This window comes from Haloprofundus halophilus, assembly GCF_003439925.1.
Lineage (GTDB): Archaea > Halobacteriota > Halobacteria > Halobacteriales > Haloferacaceae > Haloprofundus > Haloprofundus halophilus.
Genome location: NZ_QQRR01000001.1, coordinates 1,787,734 through 1,814,438, shown reverse-complemented (window position 1 = coordinate 1,814,438; position 26,705 = coordinate 1,787,734). Strand labels below are relative to the sequence as shown.

The 26,705-nt window shown below is 65.7% G+C and carries 23 protein-coding genes and 1 tRNA gene; 10 read left to right on the top strand and 14 right to left on the bottom strand.

What is annotated here, in order from left to right; genetic code table 11:
* Window positions 1-264 precede the first annotated feature (264 nt).
* Entirely contained in the window at window positions 265-912 is a 648-nt protein-coding gene (gene serB, locus DV709_RS09125; RefSeq protein WP_117593842.1) for a phosphoserine phosphatase SerB, read from the top strand.
* Between the two features lie 2 nt (window positions 913-914).
* On the opposite strand, the gene DV709_RS09120 is transcribed toward serB, so the two are convergent.
* The 5 genes from DV709_RS09120 to DV709_RS09100 form a co-directional block, all read right to left on the bottom strand.
* Window positions 915-2,234, bottom strand: coding sequence for an O-acetylhomoserine aminocarboxypropyltransferase/cysteine synthase family protein (locus tag DV709_RS09120; protein ID WP_117593840.1), 1,320 nt, complete (start codon window positions 2,232-2,234; stop codon window positions 915-917).
* A gap of 166 nt (window positions 2,235-2,400) precedes the next feature.
* A complete protein-coding gene (gene metX / locus DV709_RS09115; RefSeq protein ID WP_117593838.1) occupies window positions 2,401-3,681 on the bottom strand; it encodes a homoserine O-acetyltransferase MetX in 1,281 nt (426 codons plus the stop codon).
* Complete coding sequence (locus DV709_RS09110) at window positions 3,678-4,970, bottom strand: O-acetylhomoserine aminocarboxypropyltransferase/cysteine synthase family protein (protein ID WP_117593836.1); 1,293 nt, start codon at window positions 4,968-4,970, stop codon at window positions 3,678-3,680. Before DV709_RS09110 ends, metX begins: the two co-directional genes overlap by 4 nt.
* Before the next feature lie 110 nt (window positions 4,971-5,080).
* Window positions 5,081-6,280: a pyridoxal-phosphate-dependent aminotransferase family protein gene (locus tag DV709_RS09105; RefSeq protein ID WP_117593834.1), complete on the bottom strand. Its 1,200-nt coding sequence runs from the start codon at window positions 6,278-6,280 to the stop codon at window positions 5,081-5,083.
* A gap of 73 nt (window positions 6,281-6,353) precedes the next feature.
* Window positions 6,354-7,160 carry a hypothetical protein gene (locus DV709_RS09100; RefSeq protein ID WP_117593832.1) on the bottom strand — a complete coding sequence of 269 codons (807 nt, stop codon included), beginning with the start codon at window positions 7,158-7,160 and terminating at the stop codon, window positions 6,354-6,356.
* A 94-nt stretch (window positions 7,161-7,254) separates the two neighbouring features.
* Between DV709_RS09100 and ligA the strand changes: the two genes are divergently transcribed.
* Both ligA and DV709_RS09090 read left to right on the top strand, forming a co-directional pair.
* On the top strand, window positions 7,255-9,318 hold the full coding sequence (gene ligA / locus DV709_RS09095; protein ID WP_117593830.1) for an NAD-dependent DNA ligase LigA: 2,064 nt from the start codon (window positions 7,255-7,257) through the stop codon (window positions 9,316-9,318).
* Window positions 9,319-9,376: 58 nt separating this feature from the next.
* A complete protein-coding gene (locus tag DV709_RS09090) occupies window positions 9,377-9,592 on the top strand; it encodes a hypothetical protein (protein ID WP_117593828.1) in 216 nt (71 codons plus the stop codon).
* Window positions 9,593-9,624: 32 nt separating this feature from the next.
* Here the strand turns inward: DV709_RS09090 and DV709_RS09085 are convergent, their stop codons facing one another.
* From DV709_RS09085 to DV709_RS09075, 3 genes are all read right to left on the bottom strand, one after another.
* On the bottom strand, window positions 9,625-10,440 hold the full coding sequence (locus DV709_RS09085; protein ID WP_117593826.1) for an ABC transporter permease subunit: 816 nt from the start codon (window positions 10,438-10,440) through the stop codon (window positions 9,625-9,627).
* Complete coding sequence (locus DV709_RS09080) at window positions 10,437-11,363, bottom strand: ABC transporter ATP-binding protein (RefSeq protein WP_117593824.1); 927 nt, start codon at window positions 11,361-11,363, stop codon at window positions 10,437-10,439. Before DV709_RS09080 ends, DV709_RS09085 begins: the two co-directional genes overlap by 4 nt.
* Window positions 11,364-11,490: 127 nt before the next feature.
* Window positions 11,491-11,754: a hypothetical protein gene (locus DV709_RS09075; RefSeq protein ID WP_117594211.1), complete on the bottom strand. Its 264-nt coding sequence runs from the start codon at window positions 11,752-11,754 to the stop codon at window positions 11,491-11,493.
* 149 nt (window positions 11,755-11,903) lie between these two features.
* On the opposite strand from DV709_RS09075, the gene DV709_RS09070 reads away from it, so the two are divergent.
* Together DV709_RS09070 and DV709_RS09065 are read left to right on the top strand one after the other, a co-directional pair.
* The gene (locus tag DV709_RS09070; RefSeq protein ID WP_117593822.1) at window positions 11,904-13,649 is read left to right on the top strand and encodes an excinuclease ABC subunit C; all 1,746 of its coding nucleotides are present in this window, start codon (window positions 11,904-11,906) and stop codon (window positions 13,647-13,649) included.
* Window positions 13,650-13,899: 250 nt separating this feature from the next.
* Window positions 13,900-14,136, top strand: a complete 237-nt coding sequence (locus DV709_RS09065) for a hypothetical protein (protein WP_137047812.1) — start codon at window positions 13,900-13,902, stop codon at window positions 14,134-14,136.
* Between the two features lie 83 nt (window positions 14,137-14,219).
* Here DV709_RS09065 and mdh read toward each other — a convergent pair whose 3' ends face one another.
* A complete protein-coding gene (gene mdh, locus DV709_RS09060) occupies window positions 14,220-15,134 on the bottom strand; it encodes a malate dehydrogenase (RefSeq protein ID WP_117593818.1) in 915 nt (304 codons plus the stop codon).
* A 194-nt stretch (window positions 15,135-15,328) separates the two neighbouring features.
* Between mdh and DV709_RS09055 the strand changes: the two genes are divergently transcribed.
* Window positions 15,329-15,964 carry an Sjogren's syndrome/scleroderma autoantigen 1 family protein gene (locus DV709_RS09055; RefSeq protein ID WP_117593817.1) on the top strand — a complete coding sequence of 212 codons (636 nt, stop codon included), beginning with the start codon at window positions 15,329-15,331 and terminating at the stop codon, window positions 15,962-15,964.
* Window positions 15,965-16,049: 85 nt separating this feature from the next.
* On the opposite strand, the gene DV709_RS09050 is transcribed toward DV709_RS09055, so the two are convergent.
* The 4 genes from DV709_RS09050 to DV709_RS09035 all read right to left on the bottom strand — a co-directional run bounded on the left by DV709_RS09050 (window position 16,050) and on the right by DV709_RS09035 (window position 20,794).
* Window positions 16,050-16,307: a hypothetical protein gene (locus tag DV709_RS09050; RefSeq protein WP_117593815.1), complete on the bottom strand. Its 258-nt coding sequence runs from the start codon at window positions 16,305-16,307 to the stop codon at window positions 16,050-16,052.
* 308 nt (window positions 16,308-16,615) lie between these two features.
* Window positions 16,616-19,060 (bottom strand): DEAD/DEAH box helicase, encoded by a 2,445-nt coding sequence (locus tag DV709_RS09045; RefSeq protein WP_117593813.1) that lies wholly within the window; start codon window positions 19,058-19,060, stop codon window positions 16,616-16,618.
* Between the two features lie 97 nt (window positions 19,061-19,157).
* The gene (locus DV709_RS09040; protein ID WP_117593811.1) at window positions 19,158-19,403 is read right to left on the bottom strand and encodes a ferredoxin; all 246 of its coding nucleotides are present in this window, start codon (window positions 19,401-19,403) and stop codon (window positions 19,158-19,160) included.
* A gap of 107 nt (window positions 19,404-19,510) precedes the next feature.
* A complete protein-coding gene (locus DV709_RS09035; protein ID WP_232819708.1) occupies window positions 19,511-20,794 on the bottom strand; it encodes an RNA-guided endonuclease InsQ/TnpB family protein in 1,284 nt (427 codons plus the stop codon).
* A 329-nt stretch (window positions 20,795-21,123) separates the two neighbouring features.
* On the opposite strand from DV709_RS09035, the gene DV709_RS09030 reads away from it, so the two are divergent.
* From DV709_RS09030 to DV709_RS09015, 4 genes are all read left to right on the top strand, one after another.
* A complete protein-coding gene (locus tag DV709_RS09030; protein WP_117593809.1) occupies window positions 21,124-23,535 on the top strand; it encodes an ATP-dependent DNA helicase in 2,412 nt (803 codons plus the stop codon).
* Window positions 23,532-24,026 (top strand): KEOPS complex subunit Cgi121, encoded by a 495-nt coding sequence (gene cgi121, locus DV709_RS09025; RefSeq protein WP_117593807.1) that lies wholly within the window; start codon window positions 23,532-23,534, stop codon window positions 24,024-24,026. The genes DV709_RS09030 and cgi121 overlap by 4 nt, the downstream gene beginning before the upstream one ends.
* A 254-nt stretch (window positions 24,027-24,280) precedes the next feature.
* Complete coding sequence (locus DV709_RS09020; RefSeq protein ID WP_117593805.1) at window positions 24,281-25,486, top strand: MFS transporter; 1,206 nt, start codon at window positions 24,281-24,283, stop codon at window positions 25,484-25,486.
* A 70-nt stretch (window positions 25,487-25,556) separates the two neighbouring features.
* Window positions 25,557-26,348, top strand: coding sequence for a TrmB family transcriptional regulator (locus tag DV709_RS09015; protein ID WP_117593804.1), 792 nt, complete (start codon window positions 25,557-25,559; stop codon window positions 26,346-26,348).
* Window positions 26,349-26,468: 120 nt separating this feature from the next.
* Here the strand turns inward: DV709_RS09015 and DV709_RS09010 are convergent.
* A tRNA-Gln gene (locus DV709_RS09010) sits at window positions 26,469-26,541 on the bottom strand.
* Between the last annotated feature and the right edge of the window lie 164 nt (window positions 26,542-26,705).

The window sequence follows — 26,705 nt, the reverse complement described above, 5'->3', positions numbered from 1 at the left end:
CTTCACAGGCATGCTTGGCGAGGGGTGATACAAGTCGCTCGATATGCACGTTTGTGTCCAATCTGGCGCGTCGGATTGCACGAAGGATTCGGTGACGTGCATCGCTTCGGCGGGACCGGTCGGCGAGCGCGACGGCGATAATCGGGAAACGACCCAGTCGTCCGCGTTCGGCTCGTCTCCCTCGATAGCGACCCGGTGAGGGGTAGGGGCGCGAAACGTGCCGTTTCGGGTGGTTTCAAACCCGCGGCCCCCCTCTCACTCGGCATGAAACTCGTCGCGTTCGACTTCGACGGAACGCTCTCGGACTCGGAGATGACGGTGCTGCTCGGCAAGCGGAAGGGTGTTGCCGACGAGATGGCTGACATCACCGAGCGGGCGATGAACGACGAACTCAGCTACGCGGAGAGCCTCTACGACCGCGCGGCGCTCCTCGAAGGACTGGAGGAGGAACGCGCGCAGGAGGCGTACGACGAGGTGAAACTCCGACCCGGCGCGGCGAAACTCATCAGACGGCTCAACGACTACGGCCACCACACCGCTATCCTCACCGGCGGGTTCGAGCGCGGCGTCGAAACTGCACTGGAAGCGGAGGGGGTCGACGTGGACACCATCGTCGCCAACCGCCTCCCCGTGAAGGGCGGGCGACTGACCGGCGAGGCGGAAGGCCCGCTCATCGAGGGGACGAAGGACCGCGAACTCGAACGCCTCGCCGACGAGTTGGACGTCGAGATGAGCCAGACCGTCGCCGTCGGCGACGGCGCGAACGACCTCCCGATGCTCGAAGTCGCCGGGTTCTCGGTCGGATTCCTCCCGAAGAAGGCGGTCCGGCCCGCCTGCGACACCATCGTCGCCTCGATGTATCGACTGGGGAAGGTGTTCGAGGGACGGAGCATGCTGCGGCCCGAGGAGTAAGCTCAGTTCGTCGCCGCCTCGATGGCTTGGTCCAAGTCGGCGAGGATGTCCTCGGGGTCTTCGATGCCGACGGAGAGCCGAACCATGTCGTCGGTGACGCCCGCCGCCTCCTGCTCCTCCGCGGTGAGTTGCTGGTGGGTCGTCGACGCGGGGTGGATGACCAGCGTCTTCGCGTCGCCGACGTTCGCCAGCAACGAGGCGAGTTCGACGCTCTCGACCGTCGCGCGGGCGGCGTCGTACCCTTCCGAGAGGCCGAACGTAATCATCCCGCCGTAGCCGCCCTCCAGATACTCCGAGGCCTCCGCGTGCGTCTCGTGCGATTCGAGTCCGGGGTAGTTCACCCACTCGACGGCCGCGTGGTCGTCGAGATACTCGGCGACGATTTGGGCGTTCTCGCAGTGGCGCTCCATTCGCAGGGGTAGGGTCTCCAGTTTTTCGAGCGTCTGCCAGGCGTCGAACGGCGACTGCTGGTTGCCCAAATCCCGCAGACCGCGGGCGATGGCGGCGTACGTGAACGCGGCGTCGCCGAAGCGCTCGGCGAAGTTGACGCCGTGGTACGCCGGATTGTCGGTGGCGATTTCGGCGTACTTCTCCGCGTACTCCGCCCACGGGAACGACCCGCCGTCGACGAGCGCGCCGCCGACTGTCGTGCCCGCGCCGGTAATCCACTTCGTCGTCGACTCCCAGACGAGGTCCGCGCCGTGTTCGAGCGGACGGCACAGCGCGGGAGTGGCAAACGTGTTGTCGACGAACAGCGGTGCGCCGTTCTCGTGGGCGATGTCGGCGATGCGTTCGATGTCGGGCGTCACGAGCGCCGGATTGCCGATGGTTTCGAGGTGGACGTACGCTGTGTTTTCGTCGATGGCCTCCGCGTAGGCGTCGTAGTCGAGCGCGTCGACGAACCGCGTCGAGATGCCGCGGCGTTCGACGGTGTGGGTGAGGTAGGTGTACGTCCCGCCGTACAGCGCCGACGACGAGACGACGTTGTCGCCGGCTTCGGCGAGCAGGAACGTCGCGAGGTCGAACGACGCCATCCCCGACGAGGTGGCGACCGCGCCGACGCCGCCTTCGAGCGACGCGAGGCGCTCCTGCAGCATCGCGTTCGTCGGGTTCATCAGCCGCGAGTAGATGTGCCCCGGCTTCTCCAGGGCGAACTGCGCGGCGGCGTCGTCGGCGTCGTCGAAGACGTAGGAGGTCGTCTGGTACAGCGGCGGTGCGCGCGCGCCGGTCGCCGGGTCGGGGTCCTGCCCGGCGTGGAGGCTCCGCGTTCGGAAGCCGGGGCTGTCGGATGCGTCGGGGGTGTCGTCGTTCTCCTCGGACATGATGGTTCGTTAGCAGTCGACGGGGGTAAAACGGGGTGACCGAGACAGGAACTGCCGAGAACTACGGCGACACTACCGGGAGCGACGGCGCGAACGACCGACGAGTCGGTCGTGTGAGACCGAAGTGACCAGAGTCGGTCGTGTGGGACCGAAGCGGTCGGACGAGTCAGGTCGAGAACAGACTGGAGTGGACGGGCGCGAACTCGGTTTCAGTGCCCCCGTCGCTCTCGACGGCCGTATCGGTGATGGCGCGACCCTCGACGCCGTCTTCGAGGAAGTCCGCGACGGGCGGGCCGACGTTCTCCGGTTCGACGAGGAACGCGTCGTGGCCGTGGTCGGAGTCGACGACGTGGTGGGCGACTGGAACGTCCGAACTCCGAAACGCCTCCGCGAGCGACTCGGACTGCTCGACGGTGAAGTGCCAGTCGGCGGTGAAGGAGAGCAGCAGGGCTTCCCCCGCGAACGCCGCCAGTGCGTCGGCGTCCGAGTCGTACCCCTCACGGAGGTCGAAGTCGTCCATCGCCCGCGTCAGGTAGAGGTAGGAGTTGGCGTCGAAGCGGTCGACGAAGCTGTCGGCGTTGTAGTCGAGATACGACTCCACGTCGCGGTACGGGAAGAATGAGGCCGCGGGGTCCGACGGAAACGTCTCGCGGTGGGCGTCGCGGCCCGCCGAGCGCCGGCCGAACTTCTGGGCCATCGACGACTTCGAGAGGTACATCACGTGGCCCAACTGCCGCGCGAGCGCCAGTCCGTTCTCCGGCTCCGATTTTCCGTAGTAGTCGCCGCCGTTCCAGTCGGGGTCGGTCGTGATGGCGCGGCGGGCGACGGCGTCGAGCGCGAGGCACTGCGGGTCGAGGCGGGCGGCGGCGGCGACGACGACCAGTCGGGTCACGTCGTCGGGGTAGCGCCGCGCCCAGTCGAGCGCGTTCATCCCGCCGACGCTGCCGCCGACGACGGCGTGGAGGCGGCCGACGCCGAGCGCGTCGAGCAGGCGGCGCTGCGCGCGCGTCCAGTCGCCGACGGTCACGGGGGGGAAGTCGGTCCCCCACGGTTCGCCGTCGGGACCGTCGCTCGACGGGCCGGAACTGCCGTAACACGACCCGGGGACGTTCGCGCAGACGACGTAGTACTCGGAGGTGTCGATGGCTTTGCCGGGGCCGACGACGTCGTTCCACCACGCGCGAGCCTGTCCGGCGGTCTGTGCGGCGGTGTCGCCTTCGGCTTCTGCTTCGTCCGCCTCGCCGACGCCGGCGTCGTCGCGCGACCACGCCGACCGGTCCACGTCGGCGACGTGCTGGCTCCCCGTGAGCGCGTGGCAGACCAAGACGGCGTTGTCGCCGGTGAACTCGCCGTACGACTCGTAGGCGATTCGCAGGTCGTCGACGGACTCGCCGCACTCGAACTCGAACTCGCCCAGCGAGACGGTGTCGCGGTCGACTGTCGTCATGTTTCTCCGCCGGAACGTGTCGCTCGGTCGATGCTGCGCTCTACGTCCGCCAAGATATCTTCCGGGTTCTCGATGCCGACCGAGAAGCGGAGCATGTCCGGGCGAACGCCCGCCGCGCGCTGTTCCTCCTCCGTCAACTGGGCGTGGGTCGTCGAGGCGGGGTGGATGACGAGCGTCTTCGCGTCGCCGATGTTCGCGAGGAAGGACGCGAGTTCCGTCTCCTCGCAGAACGTCTTGCTCGCCTCGTAGCCGCCTTCGAGACCGAACGTGACCATGCCGCCGAAATCCGCGAGGTAGCGGGCGGCGTTATCGTGCGTCGGATGCGAGTCCAGCCCGGGATGGGTCACCCACGCTACCTCGTCGTGGTCGGCGAGGTACTCGGCGACGATGCGGGCGTTCTCGCAGTGGCGGTCCATCCGGAGGGGGAGGGTTTCGAGCCCTTGCAAGGTCTGCCAGGCGTCGAACGGCGACTGCTGGTTGCCGAGCGAACGGACGGCGCGCTGTCGCGCCGCGGTGGCGAACGCCGCGTCGCCGAAGCGCTCCGAGAAGTCGACGCCGAACGCGGGGTTCTCGCCCGCGAGTTCCGGGTACTTCTCCGCGTGGTCGGCCCACGGGAACGACCCGCCGTCGACGAGGATGCCGCCGACAGTCGTCCCGGAGCCGTGGAGCCACTTCGTCGTCGACTCCCAGACGATGTCCGCGCCGTGTTCGAGCGGGCGACACAGCGCCGGCGTCGCGAACGTGTTGTCGACGAACAGCGGCGCGCCGTTGTTGTGGGCGATCTCGGCCACGCGCTCGAAGTCGGGGGTCACGAGCGACGGGTTGGCGATGGTCTCGACGTGGACGAAGGCAGTCTCTCCGTCGATTGCCTCGGCGTAGGCGTCGTAGTCGAGCGTCTCGACGGTTCGGGTCTCGATGCCCCGTCTGCTGGCCATCTTCGAGAGGTAGGCGCTCGTCCCGCCGTAGGCGTCGGCGCTGGCGACGACGTTGTCGCCCGCGGAGGCCAGAATGCTGGTCGCGCTGTCGAACGCCGCCATCCCCGAGGCGGTGGCGACGGCCCCGGTGCCGCCTTCGAGGTCGGCGAGACGGTCTTCGAGGATTCGGACGGTCGGGTTCGAGATGCGCGAGTAGACGTCGCCCTCGGCGTCGAGCGCGTACAGGTCGGCCGCGCGGTCGGCGTCGTCGAAGACGTACGACGTGGTCTGGTAGATGGGCGGCGCTCGCGCGCCTGTCACGGGGTCCGGCGCGTGCCCGGCGTGGAGGCTCCGGGTTCTGAAGCCGCGAGTCATGTACGAGAAGCATATTCTCTGAGAAGGATATAACCGTCAGTTACGGCAAATGCTGCAGGCTCGTCGCTGCCGCTCGCTCGACGACGGTCGGAGAGAAAACAGGGCGTCGTTCAGTCGTCAGAGGTCGTCGCGGTCGCGGTCTCCAACTGTTCCTCGGCCGTCTCCAGTCCCGCCTCGACATCCACGTCGACGCCGACCTCGTCCATCGCCTCGCCCACCGTGCGAATCCCGCGGAGAATCTGCTCGCTCGTCAGGTGACCCATGTTGCTCACGCGGAAGATTTCGCCGCCGAGGTGCGCCTGCCCGCCGGAGATGCTGACGTTGCGGTCCTTGACCGCGTCGAAGAATTCACTCGACGCGTCGCCGCGAATCTCCTCGGGCAGCGAGATGGCGGTGAGCGTGTTCGAGAACTCGGTCGGGCCGTCGGCGTCGGGGAACGACTCCAGCCCCATCGCGCGGAACCCCTCGCGGAACGCCGCGGACTGACGGCGGTGTCGCGCGATGCGCTCGGCCATTCCCTCCGCTTCGATCTCCTCGACGGCGACCGCGAGCGCGCGGAACAGCGGGACGGCGCTCGTGAAGGGCGTCTGGTGGCTCTCGGCTTTGCGGAGGTGCCAGTCGAGGTCCTCGTAGAAGGGCGCGGACTCGCCGTCGAACGCCTCGACCGCTCGCTCGCGGACGTACATCGCGCTGACGCCCGGCGGCGCGGCCAGCGCCTTCTGTGCATCTGTGATGGCGATATCGACGTTCCAGTCGTCGAGTCGGATCTCGTCGCCGCCGATGCTCGTCACGCCGTCCATCACGAAGATGGCGTCGTGGTCGGCGGCGATTTCGCCGACCGCTTCGGCGGGGTTCAAGAGGCCAGTACTGGTCTCGTTGTGGACCATCGTCACCACGTCGGTGTCGTCGGTGACGGCCTCCTCCACTTCGTCAACCGGGATGGAGTCGCCCCAGTCGGCTTCGACGCGCGTCACCGACGCGTAGCGGTCGGCGATGCGGGCGAAGCGGCGGCCGAACTTCCCGTTGACGAGCGAGACGACCTCTCCCCCATCACCGACGAGGTTGGCGACCGCAGCCTCCATCCCCATCGTCGCGGTGCCGTTGAGAATCAGCGACGTTCCGTCGTCTGCGGTCGACTCGCCGGAGAGCGTCGACTGCGTGAAAACGTAGTCGAGTCCGTCCTGCGCGCGCTCGTACACTGCTTCGAACTCGGCGGATCGGTGCGAGACCATCGGTTCGGCCATCGACTCCAGCACCTCGTCGGTGACCGGGACCGGGCCGGGGTTCAAAAGGAGGAACTCCTCGTCCATACGGCGGCGTTGACTGTCCGTCGGGATAAGCCTCGCGGGATTCGCAAACGTCGCCAGTAGACGATTCGACTCGTTACGAACCGCCACGCGTCGCTGTCGCGGCGTCGTCAACCCAGTCGGGGGTGTCGACGCGAATCCCGTGGTCTCTGTACTCGTACGAGATCTCCTGTGTGACAGCGTCGTCCCGCACGAGCAGGTAGTGGGCGTACGTCGGTGTCCCGTCCGCGAGCGTCCACTCCACGTCCGCGGAGTGTATCACGTCCGTCGTCGGGTCGAACCGTACTTCGCCGGAGACGTCCGTGAGGCGGTACGACCGACTACCGTTGTACCAGCCGTTCTGTGGACGGAGCACCCGCAGTCCCTGCTCGTCGGCGGACGAGACGCGATCGTACGTCGACAGCAGTAAGGTTCGAGTGACCACCGACGCCGCTCCCGATGGGTCCAGTTCGTCCCCCGGTTCTCTCGCGACCGAGACGACGGTGACTGTCTCACCCTCCCACTCCTCGCTGACGACCGTGCGGTCGGAGTTGTCTCTGAGATGCCGTACTCGTCTCTCGGCGCTCTCCCCGGTGAATACGCTACGGGTGTGTATCGTGTCGGAAGTCGCGTTCTGATAGGACTCGGTGACCGCCTCCTCGGACACGTGCCGCGTGTACCGTCCCTCGGCGTCCGAGATGGTCGCCTCGACCGAAACGACCGTCTCACCGTCGACGGCGAGACGCGCATCGACCGCGTACTCGTCGGGTTCGTCGACGACGAACGCGTCCTCGACCGGACGGTGGTCTCTCTCCGAAAACGGATAGAGGGCGAGTGAGCCCATCGTCGCGTTGACCACCACCAGGAGGACGATGGTCGAGAGGGCGAGCGCGCGTTTATTCATGATTGCTGTGAGATGAGGCGCGGCTAAAACTAGTGGGATGACGAACGAGCGAAGTCTGACGCTTTTTATCGGAACGCCGACCAAGGGAGAGGTAATGAGCGACGAGTCGTCGAATCCGTACCTCCGCGACCCATCGACCGAGTTCGAGCCCGTCGAGGACCTCTCGGAGGACGAAGCCGAAACACAGGCCGAACAGCTACGCGAGGCCGTCCGCGAGCACGACCACCGCTACTACGTCGAGAACGACCCGATCGTCGCCGACCGGACGTACGACGCGCTGTTCGCGCGATTGCGGGAACTGGAGGACGAGTTCAGTCTGCAGACCGACGACAGCCCGACGCGTCGCGTCGGCGGCGAACCGATGGACGGGTTGGAGACGGTCGAACACGTCGCCCCCATGCTCTCCATCGACCAGAGCGTCGAGGCCGACGACGTTCGAGCGTGGGCCGACCGCGTCCGCTCGGAGGTCGGTGAGACCGAGTTCGTCTGCGAACCGAAGTTCGACGGCCTCTCGCTGGAAGTGATCTACGAGGACGGGGCGTACCGGCGGGCAGCGACCCGCGGCAACGGCCGCGAGGGCGACGACGTGACCGAGCAAGTCCGCAGAATCCGCTCGATTCCGTCGCGTCTCCGCGGCGACTACCCCGACGACCTCGCCGTCCGCGGCGAGGTGTTCATGCCCCGCGACGCGTTCCAGGAGCACAACAGAGCGCGCGTCGAGCGCGGCAAGGACCCCTTCGCCAACCCGCGCAACGCCGCCGCCGGGACGCTCCGCCAGCTCGACCCGAACGTCGTCGCCGAGCGACCGCTCGACTGCTTCTTCTACGACGTTCTGCGCGCCTCTATCGACTTCGAGACGAACGCCGACGAGTACGAGGCGTTCGACGACTACGGGTTGAAGACGAACGACCGAATCGAGGTCGTCGACGACATCGAAGACGTGATAGCGTACCGCGACCGGACGATGGGCGCCCGCGACGAGTTGAACTACGAGATAGACGGCGTCGTCATCAAGGTGAACGACCGCGAGAAGTGCGAGGAGTTGGGCGCGACGGCCCGCTCCATCCGCTGGGCGTTCGCCTACAAGTTCCCCGCGCGGACCGAGGTGACGACGGTCCAGAACATCGTCGTGCAGGTCGGACGCACGGGACGGCTCACGCCGGTCGCCCTCCTCGACCCAGTCGACGTCGGCGGCGTCACCGTCTCGCGGGCGACGCTACACAACGCCGACGAGATAGCCGAACTCGGCGTCAGCGTCGGCGACAGAGTCCGTATCAAGCGGGCGGGCGACGTGATTCCCTACGTCGAGGAAGTCGTCGAAAACGGCGAGGAGGGTCACTTCGAGTTCCCCGAGCACTGTCCGGTCTGCGGGAGCGCCGTCGAGCGCGACGGCCCCATCGCCTACTGCACCGGCGGACTCGCGTGCGACGCCCAACTCGAACGCGCCATCGAACACTACGCGAGCAGGGACGCCCTCGACATCGAGGGACTCGGCGGCGAACGGGTCCAGCAGTTGCTCGACGCCGGCCTCGTCGAGAGCCTCCCCGGTCTCTACGACCTCACGCGCGAGGAACTCGCCGAACTCGACGGCTGGGGGGAGACGAGCGCCGACAACCTCGTCTCGGAACTCGAAGCCGCGAAGGCGCCGGCTCTCCCGGAGTTCCTGACCGCCATCGGCATCCCCGACGTGGGACTGGCGACCGCGCGCGACCTCGCCAACGAGTTCGGGAGCTTGGACGCCGTGATGGACGCCGACGCCGAGGGGTTGGAGGCGGTCGACGGCATCGGGTCGACCGTCGCCGGAAAAGTTCGGGAGTTCTTCGAGAGCGAGGAGAACCGCGAGACCATCGCGGCGCTGCGCGAGCGTGGTGTCGAACCCCAAGAGCACGAAACGGAGAACGGCGGCGACGAACTCAGCGGACTGACGTTCGTGTTCACGGGCGCGATGTCGGTGACGCGCGACGATGCCGAGGCGCTCGTGCAGGCGCACGGCGCAAATGCAACAGGAAGCGTCTCGGGCAACACCGACTACCTCGTCGTCGGCGACAGCCCCGGACAGTCGAAGTTGGACGACGCCGACGCGAACGACGTGCCGGTGCTAGAGGAGGACGAGTTCGCCGAGTTGCTGGCGGAGTACGACGTCGAGTACGAGCCGTAGCGCGGACGAGAGCGAGAAATAGATATATTAATCGTGATGTTGAACAGTGTCTCGGACGATGCTCGACGTGACGAATCCCAGACCCGCGAAGTCGAGTACGCTGCGAGCCGTCGGGTTCGTCTACTTCGCGGCGTTGCTCGTCGCCGCCGTACTGCTCCAGACGTTCGCACCCCCGCCACTGGCGGTCCCGCTGTTTCTGGTCGTCGGGGTAGTGGTCTCGATGCCGTGTTTCCGCCTGTTTCGGCGTCTCGGTTCGGACGACCGTCGGGAGTGAACGGCACGTAGAGACGCGCGACCGTCGTCGCCTCAGAGGTCGGCCGCGTCGAACCGCAGGAAACCGAGAAGCGGCGGCACCGCGAGCCACACCAGGAGCATCCCGGCGGCGGCGAGTTGCAGCCGCGCGCTCTGTCCGGCGAACAGCTGTCCGCCGAGGAACGCCTCGGAGATGATTTTGAACGCCGCGTTCGGGTTCAGCAGTTGGAACGCGGTGAACAGGTCCTGACCGGAGACCGGGAGCCACGACGGTCCACCCCCCATCCCGAGGTACAGCTGCAGCGGGAAGCGAACCGCCCCCCACAGCGGGACGAACAGGAAGTACAGCGCGATAGCGCCGGCGACGGCGAGTCGCTGCGAGGACATCGCCGCGGAGAAACCGACGGCGATGGCGACGAACACCACCCCGAGGAACACCGTCAGGAGCGTGTAGCCGACGTACGAACCGGCGTCGAACTGCAGCGGGCCGAGCGCCAGCAGAAGCGCCGGGACGATGAATCCGACGACGATGGGCACCGCCAACGCCAGCGAGCGGCCGGCGACTTTGCCGAACACCACGTCGGCGCGGGAGTGCGGCAGCGAGAGCAGGAGCTTCAGAGAGCCCGAATCGCGTTCGCCGACGACGGCACCGTAGGCCATCACGAGCGCGATGAGCGGGATGAGCGTCGTTACGATCGTCCCGCTGACCATCCCGAGCAGTTGGTTGGAGCTGAACGTCTGACCGGGACCGGGGCGGACGAAGTACGCCGCGGCCGCGATGAGCAGCACGAAGAACGCGGTGAGACCGAGCACCCACCGCGAGCGGACGGCGTCCTCGAAATCCTTCTGCGCGATCGCTTGCCAGCTCATGCCGACACCTCCCGTTTCTCCTCGCTCTCGGTGTACGCGAGGAACAGGTCCTCCAGCGACGCCGACTGCGTCTCGAAGTCTCGAACCGTCACGCCCTGGTCTTCGAGCGCGGCGATGACTGTCGTCTTCGCGCCGCTGTTACAGGAGACGGTGACGGTGCCGCCGTCGGTCGTCGCGCCCGAGACGCCGTCGAGCGCGCGGACGGCGTCGAGGTCGTCCTGACTGGCGCTGTCGACGGTGAGTACGAGCGTCTCGTCGCCGCCCGCCGCCTCGCGGAGGCTCTCGATGCTGTCCTCGGCGATGAGTTCGCCCTCGCGCATGATGCCGACGCGGTCGCAGACGGACTCGACCTGTCCCAACACGTGACTGGAGAAGAACACGGTCGCGCCGCGGTCGGCCTCGCTGCGCACGATGTCGCGCATCTCCTTGGCTCCGGCGGGGTCCAGCCCCGACGAGGGTTCGTCCAAAATCAGGAGGTCCGGGTCGCCGACGAGCGCCATCCCGAGCGCGAGGCGCTGGCGCATCCCCTTCGAGTAGCCGCCCGCCTTCCGGTCGGCGGCGTCGGAGAGACCGACGCGCGCGAGCATCTCGTCGGGGGAGACGTCGACTTCCTTCGAGCGGATCGCGAACTCGATGTGTTTACGCCCCGTGAGGCGGTCGTACACGTCGAATCCCTCCGGGAGCACGCCGGTTCGCTGCCGGACGGTGACGCTCTCGCGCTGGGCGTCGTGGCCCAGCACGCGGACCGTCCCCGAGGTGGGGCGGACGAAATCCAACAACATGTTTATCGTCGTCGATTTCCCCGCGCCGTTCGGTCCGAGGAAGCCGAACACCTCGCCCTCCGAGACCGTGAGGTCGAGGTCGCGGACGGCGGTCACGTCGCCGTACCGCTTGGTCACGTCCGACAGTTCGATAGCTGGCATGGTGCGGGCTTGCCGCGGTCCAAAATAAAGTGTTTTGGGTTCCGTGCTACCGTGGTTCGTGATGATTTCGCGGGGCCGTTTCACGGCACAGCGGCCGTACGACCGCCGCAGAACCCCGATGAGGGAGTCACACCTCGTCGTCGGGAGCGTGCGACTCCGCCATCCGCTCGGCCTCCGTCGCGTAGCGTTCGCGACGTTCCGGGTCGTCTATTCGTTCGAGATTCTCCGGGTCGACGTCGACGGCGGCGGTCACGTCGTACTTGTCGATGACGGTGACCGCGAGCTCCTTTCGGTAGCTTCGCTCGCCGTCGAGCGTCGCGTACGTGAGGACGATGAGGTCGCGGTCGGTGTAGTCGCGCTCGACGAACCAGCAGCGGACGGAGTCGGCCATAACGCCACGTTCGGGCGACGACGGTTTGTAGGTGGCGGGAGGGACCGAGTCGGCCCCCGGGCCGCGAACCGACCCGCCGCGACGGCGGTCCCGGTCGAGTCGAACCGAACGCGTCACCCTCAAGCCCGTTCGCGCCCAACCGCAGACGAATGGACGCGAGCGGCGTTCGCGAACGCGTAACCGAGTTACCGAGTGAGCCGGGCGTCTACCAGTTTCTGGCCGACGACGCCGTCCTCTACGTGGGGAAGGCCGTCGACCTGAGAAGCCGCGTCCGGTCGTACGCCGATCCCCGAAGCGACCGCATCCGGCGGATGGTCCGGCGGGCCGACGGAGTCGACTTCGCCGTCACCGACACCGAGACGCAGGCGCTGCTGCTGGAGGCGAACCTCATCAAGCGCCACCAGCCCAAGTACAACGTCCGCCTCAAGGACGACAAGTCCTACCCGCTGGTCCAGTTGACCGACCACCCCGTCCCGCGGATCGACGTGACGCGCGACCCGGAGGAGGGAGCGACGGTGTTCGGACCGTACACCGACAAGGGGAGGGTGGACGTGGTCGTGAAGGCGCTCCGCGAGACCTACGGCGTCCGCGGCTGTTCGGACCACAAGTACAGCGGACGCGACCGACCCTGTCTCGACTACGAGATGGGTCTCTGTACGGCCCCCTGTACCGGCGAGATATCGGAGGAGGCGTATCGGGAGGACGCGGACTCGGTCGTACGGTTCTTCGAGGGCGAGACGGGCGTACTCGCCGACCCGCTCCGGCGGGCGATGGAGGAAGCCGCGCAGAATCGGGAGTTCGAGCGCGCCGCGAACCTCCGCGACAAACTCGACGCCGTCGAGTCGTTCCACGGCGGCGGCGGCGAGGCCGTCTCCGGGCGGAGTCGTGAGCGCGAAGTCGACGTTCTCGGCGCGGCCATCGAGGGCGACACGGCGACCGTCGCCCGCCTGCACAGCGAACGCGGACAGTTGGTCGACCGGTCTCGGCACCGTCTGCAAGCGCCCGAGGGCGAGGACAGAGTCGCCGAGGTTCTCTCGGCGTTTATCCCCCAGTACTACGCCGAGCGCCGGCTTCCCGACGCGCTGTTGCTCTCGGAGCGACCCGAAGACGGCGAACTGCTGGCGTGGCTCGAAGCCGAGGGCGTCGGCGTCCGCGTCCCGGGCGCGGGCCGGGAGGCGAAACTCGTCGAACTCGCGCTGAAAAACGCCCGACGCGGCCCCGCCCGCGGCGACGAACTCGGCGCACTGGCGGACGCGCTCGGCATTCCGCGGCCGACGCGAATCGAGGGATTCGACGTGAGCCACGCGCAAGGGAAGGCCGTCGTCGGCAGCGACGTGTGCTTCGTCGACGGAAGCGCCGAAAAGTCCGACTACCGGCGGAAGAAGCTCCCCGACAGAAACGACGACTACGCGAACATGCGGGAGTTGATTCGCTGGCGGGCCGAACGCGCCGTCGATGGCCGCGACGACAGACCGGACCCCGACCTGCTGCTCGTCGACGGCGGCGACGGCCAGTTGGGCGCGGCGCGGGACGCGCTTCGGGAGGTCGGCTGGGACGTTCCCGCCATCGCGCTGGCGAAGGACGAGGAGTTGGTCATCACCGACTCGGGGGTGTACAACTGGCCGAGCGACGCCCCGCACCTCCACGTGCTCCAGCGCGTCCGCGACGAAGCCCACCGATTCGCCGTCTCCTATCACCAGACGCTCCGCGACGACGTGAAGACCGTCCTCGACGACGTTCCCGGCGTCGGTCCGGCGACGCGACGGAATCTGCTCAGACGTTTCGGGAGCGTCGACAACATCCGCACGGCGTCGGCGGGCGACCTCCGCGACGTGCCGGGCGTCGGCGAGAAGACGGCGACGGCGCTCAAACGGCGGCTCTCGGGCGGGCAGTAGCGAACGGACCGATAGTGGACGAACGGACCGATAGTGGACGAACGGACCGATAGTGGACGAACGGACCGATAGTGGACGAACGGACCGGTTTTCCAGTCGGTCGGTTCCGACGTCGCTGAGGCGCCACTCGCTCCGGACGCTCACCCCGCCGGTGACTCTCCCGCCGTTTCGGCCGTTTAGCCGCCGAGAAAGCGAGAATAGGCATCGGTTTCGGGCGAGTCGGGTCTGCTTACCGTCGAGTAGTCGGCGTATGTCGTTATACCCGGTCGGCGTAGCGACGGGTGTGATTCCGATGCTCCACGCCGCAGCGACCGTCCCGCTCTCCGGAGTCGTCGCGGGCCTCGACCAGTTGAACCAGACCGGGTTCGAGTTGGCCGTCGGGACGGGCGTTCTCGTCTTCTGTCTGCTGATGTGCGGTCACACCGCCGTCGGCTACGTCCGCGCCCGGCGTCGACAGGCGCGTCTGTTGGAACAACTGATACGGTAGCAGCGGCCCACTCGACCGACACTCGGCGTCGGTAGCGGCGAGGCGCAAAAAACGCGGGAGAATCGACCGCCGTCGAGTCGCAGTTACGCGATTTTGTCGTACTGGTCGCGGAGTTTCTCGGCGGCGTCGTCCATGAGATCCCGCTCGTACTCGTCGAGGTCCCAGTCGACGACTTCGACGACTCCCTCCGAGCCGAGTTTGACCGGGACGCCGAAGGCGGTGTCCTCGTAGCCGTACTCGCCGTTGAGGACGAGACTGGCCGGCAGAACCTCGCCGGTGTCGCGGAGGACCGCTTCGACCATGTGAGCGACGCCCGTCGCCGGACCCCACTGGGTCGCGCCCTTTCGGCTGATGACGTCCATCGCCGACTCCTGGAGGTCGGAGAGAATCTCCTCCTTCTCGTCGTCGGTGAACTCGGGGTCGCGGCCGTCGACGCGGACTTTCGAGAAGACGGGCACCTGCGCGTCGCCGTGTTCGCCGAGAATCGTCGCCTCGACGTTCTTCACGGGGGCACCGAACCGCTCCGAGAGCACGTAGCGGAAGCGCGCCGAGTCGAGGCGGCCGCCGAAGCCGATGACCTTGTGGCGGTCGCGGTCGCCGGCCTCGTAGAGGTGGCGGTTCAGCAGGTCGACCGGGTTCGAGGTGGTGATAGAGACGAAGTCGTCGTTGTACTCCGCGAGCGAGGAGCCGATATCCTCCATGATGGGCGCGTTGTCGCCCGCGAGGTCGATGCGAGTCTGGCCCTCCTTGCGCGGGATGCCCGCCGTGATGACGACGACGTCGGAGCCCTCGGTGTCCTCGTAGCCGCCCTGTCGGACGACGGTGTTCGAGTCGTAGGCGACGCCGTGGTTCGTGTCGGCGGCCTGGCCGACCGTCTTGTCCTCCATGTCCGGGATGTCGACGAAGACGAGTTCGTCGGCGATGTCCCGCAGCGCGATGTTGTATCCAGCGGCGGCGCCCACCGTCCCGGCGGCACCGACCACGCTCACTTTCGTCATACCACGTAAATCTGACCGCGGAACGCGATTAAACGCTTCGGAACCCCCCACAAAACCCGACTGACCCGAATTCGTGGTTCGTCGATCGTCGAAATTCGACGACGGTCGCCGGCGGGGGACGGACGCTGGTCCCGTCGTCGCCGCGGGACTGTTCCCCGGTGACTTTTTCGGCACAGGAGACCTTGTGCCGCGATATGAGCGAGTTCGACAAGGAAGCGGAGCGAGAGAAACTCCGAGAGAAGTTCGCCCGCGACGAGGAGAAGCGCAAATCCACCCAGCGGATGAGCGAACTCCTCCTCAAGGGCGCGACGATGACGAACAGACACTGCGACACCTGCGGCGACCCCATCTTCCGCTATCAGGGTCAGGAGTTCTGTCCGACGTGTCAGAACGCTCGAGTCGCGGAGTCGGGCGGGGCGGCCGGTTCAGCCGAATCGGCACAGTCCGAAGCGACCGCCGACGGAACGCAGCCGGAGCGAGAACCCGGAGACGACGCCGACGAAAGCGACGAAGTCGAAGTCACACCGGAACCGCCGCAGTCGGGAGAACCGTCGACGACTCGGCGCGCGTCGGCCGACGAGAGCGAGGCCGCTTCACCCACCCAACAGTCTCTCTCGCCGTCCGCCGCGTCGGTGGACGCTCGAACCACGACGACGGAGCCGGCGTCGCAGTCGACGTCAGAAGACTTGAGCGACGCACGCGCCGCGCTGGTCCGAACGGTGACGCGCTACGCCACCGCCGCCGAGTCCGCCGAGGACCCACGACGGGCAAAAGAGCTGTTGTCGGCGGCCAGAGAGGCGGCGGAGACGCTCTCGGCGTTGAACCGATAGCGCGACGGTCGAACCGAGCCGAGGGCGGGTTTCGAAACCCTACTCTCTCGACGGACCACGGAGCGAACATCGCGCCGAAACGCCCTCAGTCGGTCGTCGACGCGTTTCGTGCCGACCGATTCCGCCGGTCGACGGGGTCGGTTCCGTCGAAGTCGGCGCCGTCGAAGTCGGCGACGACGGTCGGCCGCGCGAGTTCGCTTCCGGAACAGGGGTACGGACCCGTCGCCGCCTCGTGTTGCGGTGGGCCGTACAACGGTTCCGGGGTGTTCGGCTCCGTCTCGTGCTGTGCCGTGCCGTACAGCGCCATCTCTTCGCTCGAATCGAACGAGTCGTGAGATGCCATCTTCCTGAGTCGTGGGCGAGTCGTAGCCCGTGAACTGCTGCGAGTTCTGGTATTCGAACAACGGTGCGTTCAAGTGGGACGTGAGTCCGCGTCTCGATAGTGCGGCGTGACGGTGTATCGACTCCGTTCGGCCGGACGCGTCCGCTCGCTGCCGCCGTAGAGTAGTCTCTCTTCCGACCAGTAGTGTTCGTGTTGCGGAGGTCCGTACCGCGAAGTGTCGTTCGACCACACCATGCTACTGAGTCCCAGACCGAGCTATTTGAGCCTTACTCCGGAACGCCGTGTGGCCCCTAGGGGACCTAATACGCCTAGTAGTCGCTTCCGACGACTTCGCGGATGCGGTCGGCCGTCACCTCGCCGACGCCGTGGACCTCCAGCAGTTCGTCTTTCGAGGCGATCATCACGGCTTCGACGGAGCCGAAGTGTTCCAACAGCGCCCGCGCCGACACCGGACCGATGTCGGCGATGGAGCTGACGACGTACTCCTGCTGTTCGTCGAGCGTCTTCGCGCTCTTCTCGCCGTGGACGTTGACCGACCGCTCGGCGCTCACCTGCTCGCGGGTGGCGACGACCTCCAGCAGGTCGGCGGTGTCCTTCTCGTCCTCGGTCCGGAGGACGCTCACCCCGAAGTCGACGGCGAGACTGGAGAGCGCGCCGCGAATCGCGTTCGGATGGACGTTTCGCTCCTCGTAGAGGCGGTCGCCCTCGATGACGACGATGGGCCGCGAGTAGTGTCTCGACATGTCGGCGACCTGCTCGAACAGCGAGCGGTCGCCGCCGGTGAGCGTGTCGAGGAAGTCCGACACCGACTTGCGCTCGACGGCGACGCGGTCCGAGAGCACGTAGTCGCCGACGGCGAGCGTCTCCAGTCGGGTCCTGACTCCCTCGCGCGTCGAGAGGTCGCGGGCGATGGTCGAGTCGAGTTCGCGCTGGTCGGCGACGATCTCGACGACGTCCTCGTCGTCGCCGCTGTCGGCGGTGGCGACGACGCCGTCCGAGTCGTCGGTGTCGTCCTCGTCGGGGGTCACTCCCTCGTCGTCCGCGCCGTCGACCGTCGCACTGTCGACCGTCGAGCCGTCCCCGTCGGACGCGGAGAACTCCGTCAGGCCGGGTTGTAACCGTTTCTCGCGGGCGACCGAGCCGCTCTCTCCGCCCGCACTTCCCTCGAAAGCGTCGAGACTCTGCTGGGAGTCGTCGAGTTCGTCTTCGACTTCGTCGGCGACGCCCTTCAGTTTCTTCAACTCGTCTTCCATCTGGCTCTCTTTGCGTCGGGAGATCCAGAAGTACGCCTCGTCGCGGGTGTCTTCGGCCATGAGGACGACGACTCGACCTTCGGTCTGGCGACCGGTTCGGCCCTTCCGCTGGATGGAGCGAATCGCCGTCGGGACGGGTTCGTAGAACAGTACGAGGTCGACCTCGGGCACGTCGAGACCCTCCTCGGCGACTGAGGTCGAGACGAGCACCTCGAACTCGCCGGCTCGGAACGCGTCGAGCGTCTCCTGCTGTTCCTTCTGGGTCATCCCGTCGGAGCCCTCCTTGTCGCCCTGGCCGACGAAGCGCCGCGTGTCGAAGCTTCCCGAGAGGAAGTCGGTCAGAGCTTCGGCGGTGTCCCGGGACTCGGTGAAGACGATGACGCGCTCGCCGCCGCCGAGGCCCAGCGTCTCGGCGAGGAGGATGCGCGTCTTCGAGAACTTCGGATGGAGTTCGTCGAACGACTCGGCCAGTCGCATCGCCTCTCGGACCTTGGGTTCGGCGACGAGGCGCTGGCTCGCCTTCGACGCGCCCGACGAGCGGGCGGCGTTTCGCTGCCGCTCGAAGTATCTCCGGACGGATTCGACGCTCTGCGTCTCGACGAGTTCGACCGCCCGCCGGAGTTTCATCACCTCCGCGTGGACGGACATGCCTTTGTAGCCGTCGCCGTCGTCGGCGTTGATCATCTTCTGCAACTCGGCGCGGATGCCGTTCAGCTGCTTCTGGGAGATGTCGGGGCTCGTCGCCCGCGTCACGCCGAGCGACTTGAGTTTGCTCAGCCGGTCTTTGATGACCTCGTTGAGCGCGTCGCGGATAGTCAGAATCTCCTCGGGGAGGCTGATTCGCTCCCACTCCACCTCCGTGTCGTAGGTGTACTCGGCCACGTCGGCGTCGTCTTCGGTCATCACCGTCACGTCGACGAGCCCGAGGTTCTCGCAGACGGTGAGGATATCCTCCTTGTCGCCGCCAGGTGACGCGCTCATGCCGGTGACGAGAGCGTTCTCCGCATCTTGGTGGTAGCGCTCGGCGATGTAGACGTACGCGTAGTCGCCAGTGCCGCGGTGGCACTCGTCGAAGGTGAGGTGTGTCACGTCGGCGAGGCTCACTCTGCCGCCGACGAGGTCGTTCTCGACGACCTGAGGAGTGGCGATGACGATTTGAGCCTCGTCCCACAGCGCCGCCCGGTCGTCGGGGCGAACGTCGCCGGTGAAGACGACGATGTCGTCGTCGGGTATCGACAGAGCTTCGCGGTAGAAGTCGGCGTGCTGCTGGACGAGTGGTTTCGTCGGCGCGAGGAGGAGCGATTTGCCGCCGACTTCGGCGAGGCGTTCGGCCGTGACGAGGAGGCTGACCGTCGTCTTCCCGAGCCCCGTGGGGAGGCAGACGAGCGTGTGAGCGTCGCGTGCAGTGCCGGCGAGTTGTATCTGGTAGAGCCGGCGCTCGATGAAACTGGGGGCGAGAAGCGGGTGGTCGACGTACGCGACCTCGTCGGAGGCGGCCATCGGGGCCCGCTTCGTCGTTCTCTCGGATAAGCGTTCGTGAACCGCGGTGAAAGTAGAGCGAGCGGGTGGCGACGCCACCTGACCCCGTCTGCGGCGTCTACGGGACGAGCTGCTCGCCGTCGTCGTCGTACACTCTGATGGCGTCGACGGGGCAGACGCGGGCAGCGAACTCCGCGTCGAACTCCGCGTCTTCGGGCACTTCTCGGACGAACAGCTGGTCGTCGACCTCTTCGCTGTCTTCGAGGTCGGCTTTCCCCTCGTCCATGTTCTTCTGGAACGCCTCCCACTCGTCGACGCACTGGTACATCCCGATGCAGGTGTCGCGGTCGAACTCGATTCGCATAGGGAGAGTTCGACAGTCGGTTACAAAGCCGTGACGACCCAACGGCGGAGCGCGGCGACTCCGGGTTTCACTTCCACCGCGCCTCCGACAGTGTGAACTGCCCCACCCTACCGCTCGCCTGACGGCTCGCACTTGAGTGTGTCATCAGAAAGCTCTGCTTTCTGACTGCTAACCAGATCCCCTTGTGATCTGGTGATGGGGCTTCCTGCTTCCATGACACGCTTTGCAGGAACCGAAGTGGTTCCTGTAGGGAGCGCGGTCTCCACAGGCGTTGATTCGGAGCGTTCCGCCCCTATATCTTCGAGACCGCGAGAAAGGATGTTCCACGATGCATTTGCATCTCTATCCGCCTCGAACCCACACGACGGGCACGAATGCTCACGCACCCACAACGGTTTGTCCGTCTCTGTTCCGCACGACGCGCACTCTTTGGTTGTTCCTCGCGGGTCCACAGCAACAAAGTGCGTACCTTCACGCTCGCACTTGTATTCGAGCATTCGAAGGAACGTTCCCCACGAAGCACCGGTTCGGTTCCGAGAGTTGCCCGGTAGTTCGACCAACCCCTTCGCGTCCAACTTCTCGACTGCTACAAGGTCGTGCTCCCGCGCGTAGTAGTTCGACAACTTGTGGAGGAAGTCCCTGCGCTTGCGTTTCAGGTCGGCGTGACGTCGAGCGACCGTCTTGCGCTGTTCCTCCCAATTGTTCGAACCGTGTTCTTTCCGCGAGAGGTTGCGTTGAGCGCGCTCTAAGCGCTCGCGTTCGTCGGAGAAGTCCGGTGACTCGACGGCGGTTCCATCAGAATCGTGTACGTACTTCAAGATTCCCACGTCAATACCGACAACTCGCTCTAGATTCTCCGGTTTCTGGGGGGTATTTTCGTCTACGTCAATGCCGAACGTGGCGAACCACTCACCCGTGGGTTCTTGCTTGACTGTGACCTGTTTGATTGTCGAGTTCTCGGGAATGTCTCGGTGGAGAATGATTGGTATCTCACCGATTTTGCTCAACCATAAGACAGGCCGACCACTCGTATTCTTGAGCTTGAAGCCGGATTGGTTGTAGGTGAGCGACCGATACTCCCGGGGACACTTCCACTTGAGCCTTCCAACAGTACGCCCACTCTCCTTCTGTCGTTTCAGCCTGGAGAGATTATCGTAGACGCGCTTGACGACCATCTGTAATACTTTTGAGTGAACGTCGTTCAGGTCGTCCCACCACGTTTTGAGCTTGGGGAGAGTCCCCTGCACCTTGTAGCGTGCTGGAATATCCTCCGACTCGTTGAGTTTGGAGAGAACGTGGTTGTACAGTTGTCTACAAGTATCGACGTGGTGCAGAAGCGTCTCGGTGAGGGCTCCTGGGGGGTCGAGTCGATACTTGTAATTGTAGTGCATCTATGCTTCTCGTTCCTCGATTAGTTCGTCCAACTTTGCTTGGACAAACGACGAGAGGCTCAGGTGGTTTTCCTGAATCCACTCCTCTTGGTCGTCGCGGATAGATATGGTCTTACGCGTTGCCACGTCATAACTTGCGTAATTTGCATAGAAGTAGTTTATGATGAGTGTAGCGGTTGTAAATCAAGTGTCACAGAGCTCTTGTGAGGCAAAATGACGCTGTCTCCTCCCCTAACTACGCTATATTGGCCTTCGTGCTGCGTCGCCACTTGAGGTGAGTGAGTAAGTGTCTGAAAACAGTTAAACGGAGGACGCGCCAACTCCGTCCAATGAAGACCGCGGACCTCACGGGTCTGCCGGCGGGCGTTCCGGAGTTCTTCCACGACGGAGGAATCGAGGAGCTCTATCCGCCGCAGGCCGAAGCCGTCGAGGCGGGCGTCACCGACGGCGAGAGCCTCGTCGCCTCCATCCCCACCGCCTCGGGGAAGACGTTCATCGCCGAGCTCGCGATGTTGTCGAGCGTCCAGCGCGGCGGGAAAGCCCTCTACATCGTCCCGCTTCGGGCGCTCGCCTCCGAGAAGAAGGCCGAGTTCGAACGATTCGAGCAGTTCGGCGTCGACGTCGGCGTCTCCACGGGTAACTACGACTCGACGAGCGAGTGGCTCGCGACTCGGGACATTATCGTCGCGACCAGCGAGAAAGTCGACTCGCTCGTCCGCAACAACGCGTCGTGGATTTCGGACCTGACCTGCGTGGTCTCCGACGAAGTTCACCTCGTCGACGACCGCCACCGCGGACCGACGCTCGAAGTCACCTTGGCGAAACTCCAGAAGATAAATCCCGGCCTGCAGGTCGTCGCGCTCTCGGCGACCGTCGGCAACGCCGGAGAAGTCGCCGACTGGCTCGACGCGACGCTCGTCCGCTCGGACTGGCGGCCGATCGACCTGAAGACGGGCGTCCACTACGGCAGCGCCATCAACTTCGACGACGGCAGCCAACGGGAGGTGAGCGTCGAGGGCAGCGAGAAGCAGGAGGCCGCGCTCGTCGCAGACACCCTGGAGGAGGGCGGTTCGTCGCTCGTGTTCGTCAACTCGCGGCGCAACGCCGAAGCCGCCGCGAAACGCCTCGCCGACGTCTCGGACGCCGCGCTCACCCCCGAGGAACGCGACGAGCTCTCCGAACTGGCCGCCGAGATTCGGGACGTCTCCGACGCCGAGACGAGCGCGGATCTGGCCCGAACCGTCGCCAAGGGCGCGGCGTTTCACCACGCCGGACTCGCGCCCGACCACCGCAGCATCGTCGAGTCGGCGTTCCGCGACCGACTCATCAAAGTCGTGAGCGCGACGCCGACGCTCGCCGCCGGCGTCAACACGCCGAGTCGCCGCGTCGTCGTCCGCGACTGGCGGCGCTACGACGGCGAGTTCGGCGGCATGAAGCCGCTGAACGTCCTCGAAGTCCACCAGATGATGGGCCGCGCGGGCCGACCCGGCCGCGACCCCTACGGCGAGGCCGTCCTCTTGGCGAAGAACGCCGACGAGATGGACGAACTGTTCGAGCGCTACCTGTGGGCCGACCCCGAACCGGTGCGCTCGAAACTCGCGGCCGAGCCCGCCCTGCGGACCCACGTACTCGCCACCGTCGCCTCCGGATTCGCCAACAGCAGAGAGGGACTGCTCGAATTCCTCGACCGGACGCTGTACGCGACGCAGACCGACGACGAGAGCCGACTCGAAGCGGTGACCGATTCGGTGCTCCGGTATCTGGAGGTCAACGAGTTCGTCGAGCGCGACGGCGACACGCTGCGGGCGACCGGCGTCGGCCACACCGTCTCGCGGCTCTACCTCGACCCGATGAGCGCCGCCGAGATCATCGACGGCCTGCGGGAGTGGGAGCGCAAGGGCGGGAAGAAAGCGAGCGAGGCAGGCGACGCGGCCGAGGCGGGCGACGCGGCCGACGCCGGATTCGTCTCCGCGAGCGACCTGCGGGACGACGAAGCGGCGTCCGAGTCGACGGGCGACGCTCCCCACCCGACCGCGCTCGGTCTCTACCACCTCGTCTCCCGAACGCCGGATATGTACCAGTTGTACCTCAAATCCGGCGACCGGTCGACGTACACCGAACTCTGCTACGAGCGCGAGAGCGAGTTCCTCGGGAACGTCCCCTCGGAGTACGACGACGTCGCCTTCGAGGACTGGCTGTCGGCGCTGAAGACGGCGAAGCTGCTCGAAGACTGGTCCAAAGAAGTCGACGAGGACCGCATCACCGAGCGTTACGGCGTCGGTCCCGGCGACATCAGAGGGAAGGTCGACACCGCCGAGTGGCTGCTGGGCGCGGCCGAACAGCTCGCGGGCGAACTGGACTTGGGCTCGAACGTCGCCGTCCGCGAGGCGAAAAAGCGCATCGAGTACGGCGTTCGAGAGGAACTACTCGACCTGGCGGGCGTCCGCGGTATCGGTCGGAAACGCGCCCGTCGACTGTTCGAGGCGGGCGTCGAGAGTCGCGCCGACCTCCGCGAGGCCGACAAGTCCGTCGTCCTCGCGGCACTTCGTGGGCGTCGAAAGACGGCCGAAACAGTACTGGAGAACGTCGGTCGACGCGACCCGTCGATGGACGGCGTGGAAGCCGACGAGTCGGCAACGCCCGTCGAGTTCACGTCCACGGGCGGAACTGCCTCCGCGTCGAGTGGTGCGAGTGGCGGCGACGGTAACGACGACCAGTCGAGTCTGGGTGATTTCGGGTGAGACTCGTCGAGGGCGTCGCCGACGTCGGAGACGTCGACGCCGTCGTCGCCGCACTCGGCGACATCGCCGAGGAGTACGGGACGACCGTTCAGGCGTTCGACGCTCGCTACGTCGCCGACCGCGCGCACCTCGAACGAGCGGTCGAACTCGCCGACCGCGCAATCGAACGCGGCGAGAACGTCGCGCACGACCGCGCTGTCGAGATTCTGCTCTACGCGGCTGGACGACGCCAGATAGACCGGGCGTTCGAGATGGGGCTCCGAGAAGGCCGACTGCCGCTCGTGGTCGTGGTCGACGGCGGGGCGGAGTCGACGGCCGTCGATTCGGTCGTCGACGAACTACGTCTCGACGGGACGACGACGCTCGGCGAGTACGACAGAAACCGCCTCTTCGAGTTCTTCGAGATTACGGAACGGGAGTTGGAAGCGACCGACGGAACGGTCTCGGAAGCCGTCCGTGAGCGGGTCGCGTTGCTCGATGTCGAGAAGTGATTGTAAAGGATTTCGATTTCGAACAACCCCTTCGTTTCGACTGGAAACCGAGAGACTGCGTCGTGGTAATCTCGCGAAATCCGGACGGGTAGACGAGTGCTGGCTGCACGGAAACTCGTCTCCAAGCGCACCGTCGGTGAACTACCGGGGACCGACGCGAGAAGCGACAGTCGTATTTCCGTCGCCGATGTACTGACCGGACAGTCAGTTATGTATCCGACGAACCCGTCTTCGCCCGGAGGTCAGCGTCCGCGGTGAAGCGCCCGCAGACAGTCGTTCTCGCGGTCATCGCCAGCACGTTCTTCGTCGGGTTCGGCGGCGGCGTCATCTTCCCCATCCTCCCGAATCTCGGGGCGGTTCTCGGCATCTCGCCGTTTCTGGTCGGGTTGATCCTGAGCGCCAACCGTTTCGCCCGTATCGTGGCCAACGCCCCCGCAGGGGCGCTCGTCGACCGTATCGGCACCCGAAAACCCTTCGTCGCCGGCCTGTTCGTGGAGGGGTTCGCCACGCTCGGCTACGTCGTCGCCGTCGAGTCGTCGCTGCCGGAGTTCTGGTTCCTCCTCGCGCGAGTCCTCTGGGGACTCGGCAGCGCCGCCGTCTTCGCCACCGCCTACACTATCGCCGCCGACGTGAGCGACGGTAGTTCTCGCGGGACGAACATGGGTGTCGTCCGCGGCGGCATCACGCTCGGGTTCCCCGCCGGACTCATCCTCGGCGGCATCGTGAGCGATGTGTACGGCGTCGGCGCGGCGTTCGTCGTCGCCGCCGCGTTCGCCATGTTCGCGGGCGTCATCGCCTACTGGCAGGTTCCGGAGACGCACATCACGACCGGGTCGTCGGCGAGCGCGCCGTGGGAGATCGACACGAGCACCCCCGCACTCACCGTCGGCTTCGTCAACTTCGGCCTCTTCTTCGCGTACCTCGGCGCGCTGTTCGCGACGCTCGTACTGTTCATCGAAGCGAACGAGATCAGCCTCCTCGGTTACGGGCCGCAAGGTGTCTCGGGGGTGCTGATGGCGGTGACCGTCGTCTCCGCGTCGGTGTTCATGCTCGCTGGGGGGAAAGTCAGCGACGACTACGGCGCTCGCGTTCCCGTGCTGATGGTGTTTCTCGTCGTCTCCTTCGTCGGCTTTCTCCTCCTCTCGCGGGCCTCCTCGCTCCCGACGCTCGTCGTCTCCTGTGTCTGCATCGGCGCGGGACAGGGCGGGACGAGCGGCCCGCTCATGGCGCTGCTGGCGGACCTCACGCCGACCGAGCGGATGGGCCGAGCGACGGGGACGAACAACGTGTTGGGCGATCTGGGCGGTGGTATCGGGCCGATGGTGTCGCTGCCGCTGGTCGAGACGGTCGGGTTCGAGCCGGTGTACGCGGCCTGTGCGGTGATTCCGCTCCTCGCCGGGTTTGTGCTTCTGGGCGGGGTGTACGCGAAGACGGGAAGCGTGAATCCGCAGACGGAGTGAGTGGCAACCCGGTGCGGCCGTGTTCTCGACGCTGTGTGGCCTTTTTACCCCTACCAAGTCAATTGTTACCATGGTCAGTTTCGAGGAGGAGCAGGCTGTAGCCGAAGCGCTCGACCGATTGCAAGACCTTGGGCTGTCCAAGTACGAATCTCAAACTCTCATCAATCTCGTCCGACTCGGGACGGGAACCGCACAAGATATCACGCGAATCAACGGTGTCCCGCGGACTCGCGTGTACGAATCCGCGGAGCGACTCCACGAATTGGGATTCATCGACATCCAGCACACGACGCCGCGAAAGTTCACCGTAATCTCCGAGGAGACGATCATCCGAATGCTCAACGTCAAACGCGAGAACACGATTACCGAACTCGCGGAGTGTCTAGAAGAGATCGGCCCCGCTCAACCACAGCGCGAACAGTTCGGCGTCTGGACGGTCACCGGACGTGAGGCGGTGTCATCCCGCATTAGTGAGTTCATCGCCGACGCTGACGAGCAGATAGTTTACATGACTATCGACGAACTGCTTACTGACGAACACCTCGACAGGCTTCGGGCTGCCGCAGATCGTGGTGTCGATATCTACTTGGCAGGGATTTCCGAAGAGGTCCAGAAACGCATCCAGGAAACGGTGCCGGCGGCCGAGCTATTCGAGACCCTCTGGGAATGGAGGGAGACGCCCGCTGGGAGCCTGCTGATTACGGATGAAGAGACGGCGCTCGTGAGCGCGCTCGTGGACGGTGCCTCCACAACCGAAGATATCGAGGAGACGGCTATTTGGGGGGCCGGCAATCGAAACAGTCTCGTCGTCGTCCTACGGGCGATTTTTACTTGGCGACTCGACGGGAACCAGTCGTCTTGACATACACCCCGGGTGAATCCGTGAGCAGAGCGTCGACACATACACGCGTCTACGCCTGAGAAATCGTATCGTTGAGAGAGTCGAGACAGTCTCGACTCGAATTTGCAAAAGTGAGGAAAATAGTCCCACACGGATTCGAACCGCGGTCGTTGCCCCCAGAAGGCAACAGGATTGGCCACTACCCCATGGGACTTTTGGACATTCGTCAACTCGACACGTTCGTCGGTGACTCAGTCAGCATTCCTTCGTTGCGCGCTGACGCATATGAGTGTTGCGAAGTCACGTAATGGGCATAGAGACAGACACACACGGGCCAATGGAGCCTGGAAAGTCAGCTCAGAAGAAAGGTCGTTAGTT

Excerpts from the sequence above, each read along its gene's own strand:
- serB (WP_117593842.1), top strand. The coding sequence starts at position 265 with ATGAAACTCGTCGCGTTCGACTTCGACGGAACGCTCTCGGACTCGGAG.
- DV709_RS09120 (WP_117593840.1), bottom strand. The coding sequence starts at position 2,234 with ATGTCCGAGGAGAACGACGACACCCCCGACGCATCCGACAGCCCCGGC.
- metX (WP_117593838.1), bottom strand. The coding sequence starts at position 3,681 with ATGACGACAGTCGACCGCGACACCGTCTCGCTGGGCGAGTTCGAGTTC.
- DV709_RS09110 (WP_117593836.1), bottom strand. The coding sequence starts at position 4,970 with ATGACTCGCGGCTTCAGAACCCGGAGCCTCCACGCCGGGCACGCGCCG.
- DV709_RS09105 (WP_117593834.1), bottom strand. The coding sequence starts at position 6,280 with ATGGACGAGGAGTTCCTCCTTTTGAACCCCGGCCCGGTCCCGGTCACC.
- DV709_RS09100 (WP_117593832.1), bottom strand. The coding sequence starts at position 7,160 with ATGAATAAACGCGCGCTCGCCCTCTCGACCATCGTCCTCCTGGTGGTG.
- ligA (WP_117593830.1), top strand. The coding sequence starts at position 7,255 with ATGAGCGACGAGTCGTCGAATCCGTACCTCCGCGACCCATCGACCGAG.
- DV709_RS09090 (WP_117593828.1), top strand. The coding sequence starts at position 9,377 with ATGCTCGACGTGACGAATCCCAGACCCGCGAAGTCGAGTACGCTGCGA.
- DV709_RS09085 (WP_117593826.1), bottom strand. The coding sequence starts at position 10,440 with ATGAGCTGGCAAGCGATCGCGCAGAAGGATTTCGAGGACGCCGTCCGC.
- DV709_RS09080 (WP_117593824.1), bottom strand. The coding sequence starts at position 11,363 with ATGCCAGCTATCGAACTGTCGGACGTGACCAAGCGGTACGGCGACGTG.
- DV709_RS09075 (WP_117594211.1), bottom strand. The coding sequence starts at position 11,754 with ATGGCCGACTCCGTCCGCTGCTGGTTCGTCGAGCGCGACTACACCGAC.
- DV709_RS09070 (WP_117593822.1), top strand. The coding sequence starts at position 11,904 with ATGGACGCGAGCGGCGTTCGCGAACGCGTAACCGAGTTACCGAGTGAG.
- DV709_RS09065 (WP_137047812.1), top strand. The coding sequence starts at position 13,900 with ATGTCGTTATACCCGGTCGGCGTAGCGACGGGTGTGATTCCGATGCTC.
- mdh (WP_117593818.1), bottom strand. The coding sequence starts at position 15,134 with ATGACGAAAGTGAGCGTGGTCGGTGCCGCCGGGACGGTGGGCGCCGCC.
- DV709_RS09055 (WP_117593817.1), top strand. The coding sequence starts at position 15,329 with ATGAGCGAGTTCGACAAGGAAGCGGAGCGAGAGAAACTCCGAGAGAAG.
- DV709_RS09050 (WP_117593815.1), bottom strand. The coding sequence starts at position 16,307 with ATGGCATCTCACGACTCGTTCGATTCGAGCGAAGAGATGGCGCTGTAC.
- DV709_RS09045 (WP_117593813.1), bottom strand. The coding sequence starts at position 19,060 with ATGGCCGCCTCCGACGAGGTCGCGTACGTCGACCACCCGCTTCTCGCC.
- DV709_RS09040 (WP_117593811.1), bottom strand. The coding sequence starts at position 19,403 with ATGCGAATCGAGTTCGACCGCGACACCTGCATCGGGATGTACCAGTGC.
- DV709_RS09035 (WP_232819708.1), bottom strand. The coding sequence starts at position 20,794 with ATGCACTACAATTACAAGTATCGACTCGACCCCCCAGGAGCCCTCACC.
- DV709_RS09030 (WP_117593809.1), top strand. The coding sequence starts at position 21,124 with ATGAAGACCGCGGACCTCACGGGTCTGCCGGCGGGCGTTCCGGAGTTC.
- DV709_RS09015 (WP_117593804.1), top strand. The coding sequence starts at position 25,557 with ATGGTCAGTTTCGAGGAGGAGCAGGCTGTAGCCGAAGCGCTCGACCGA.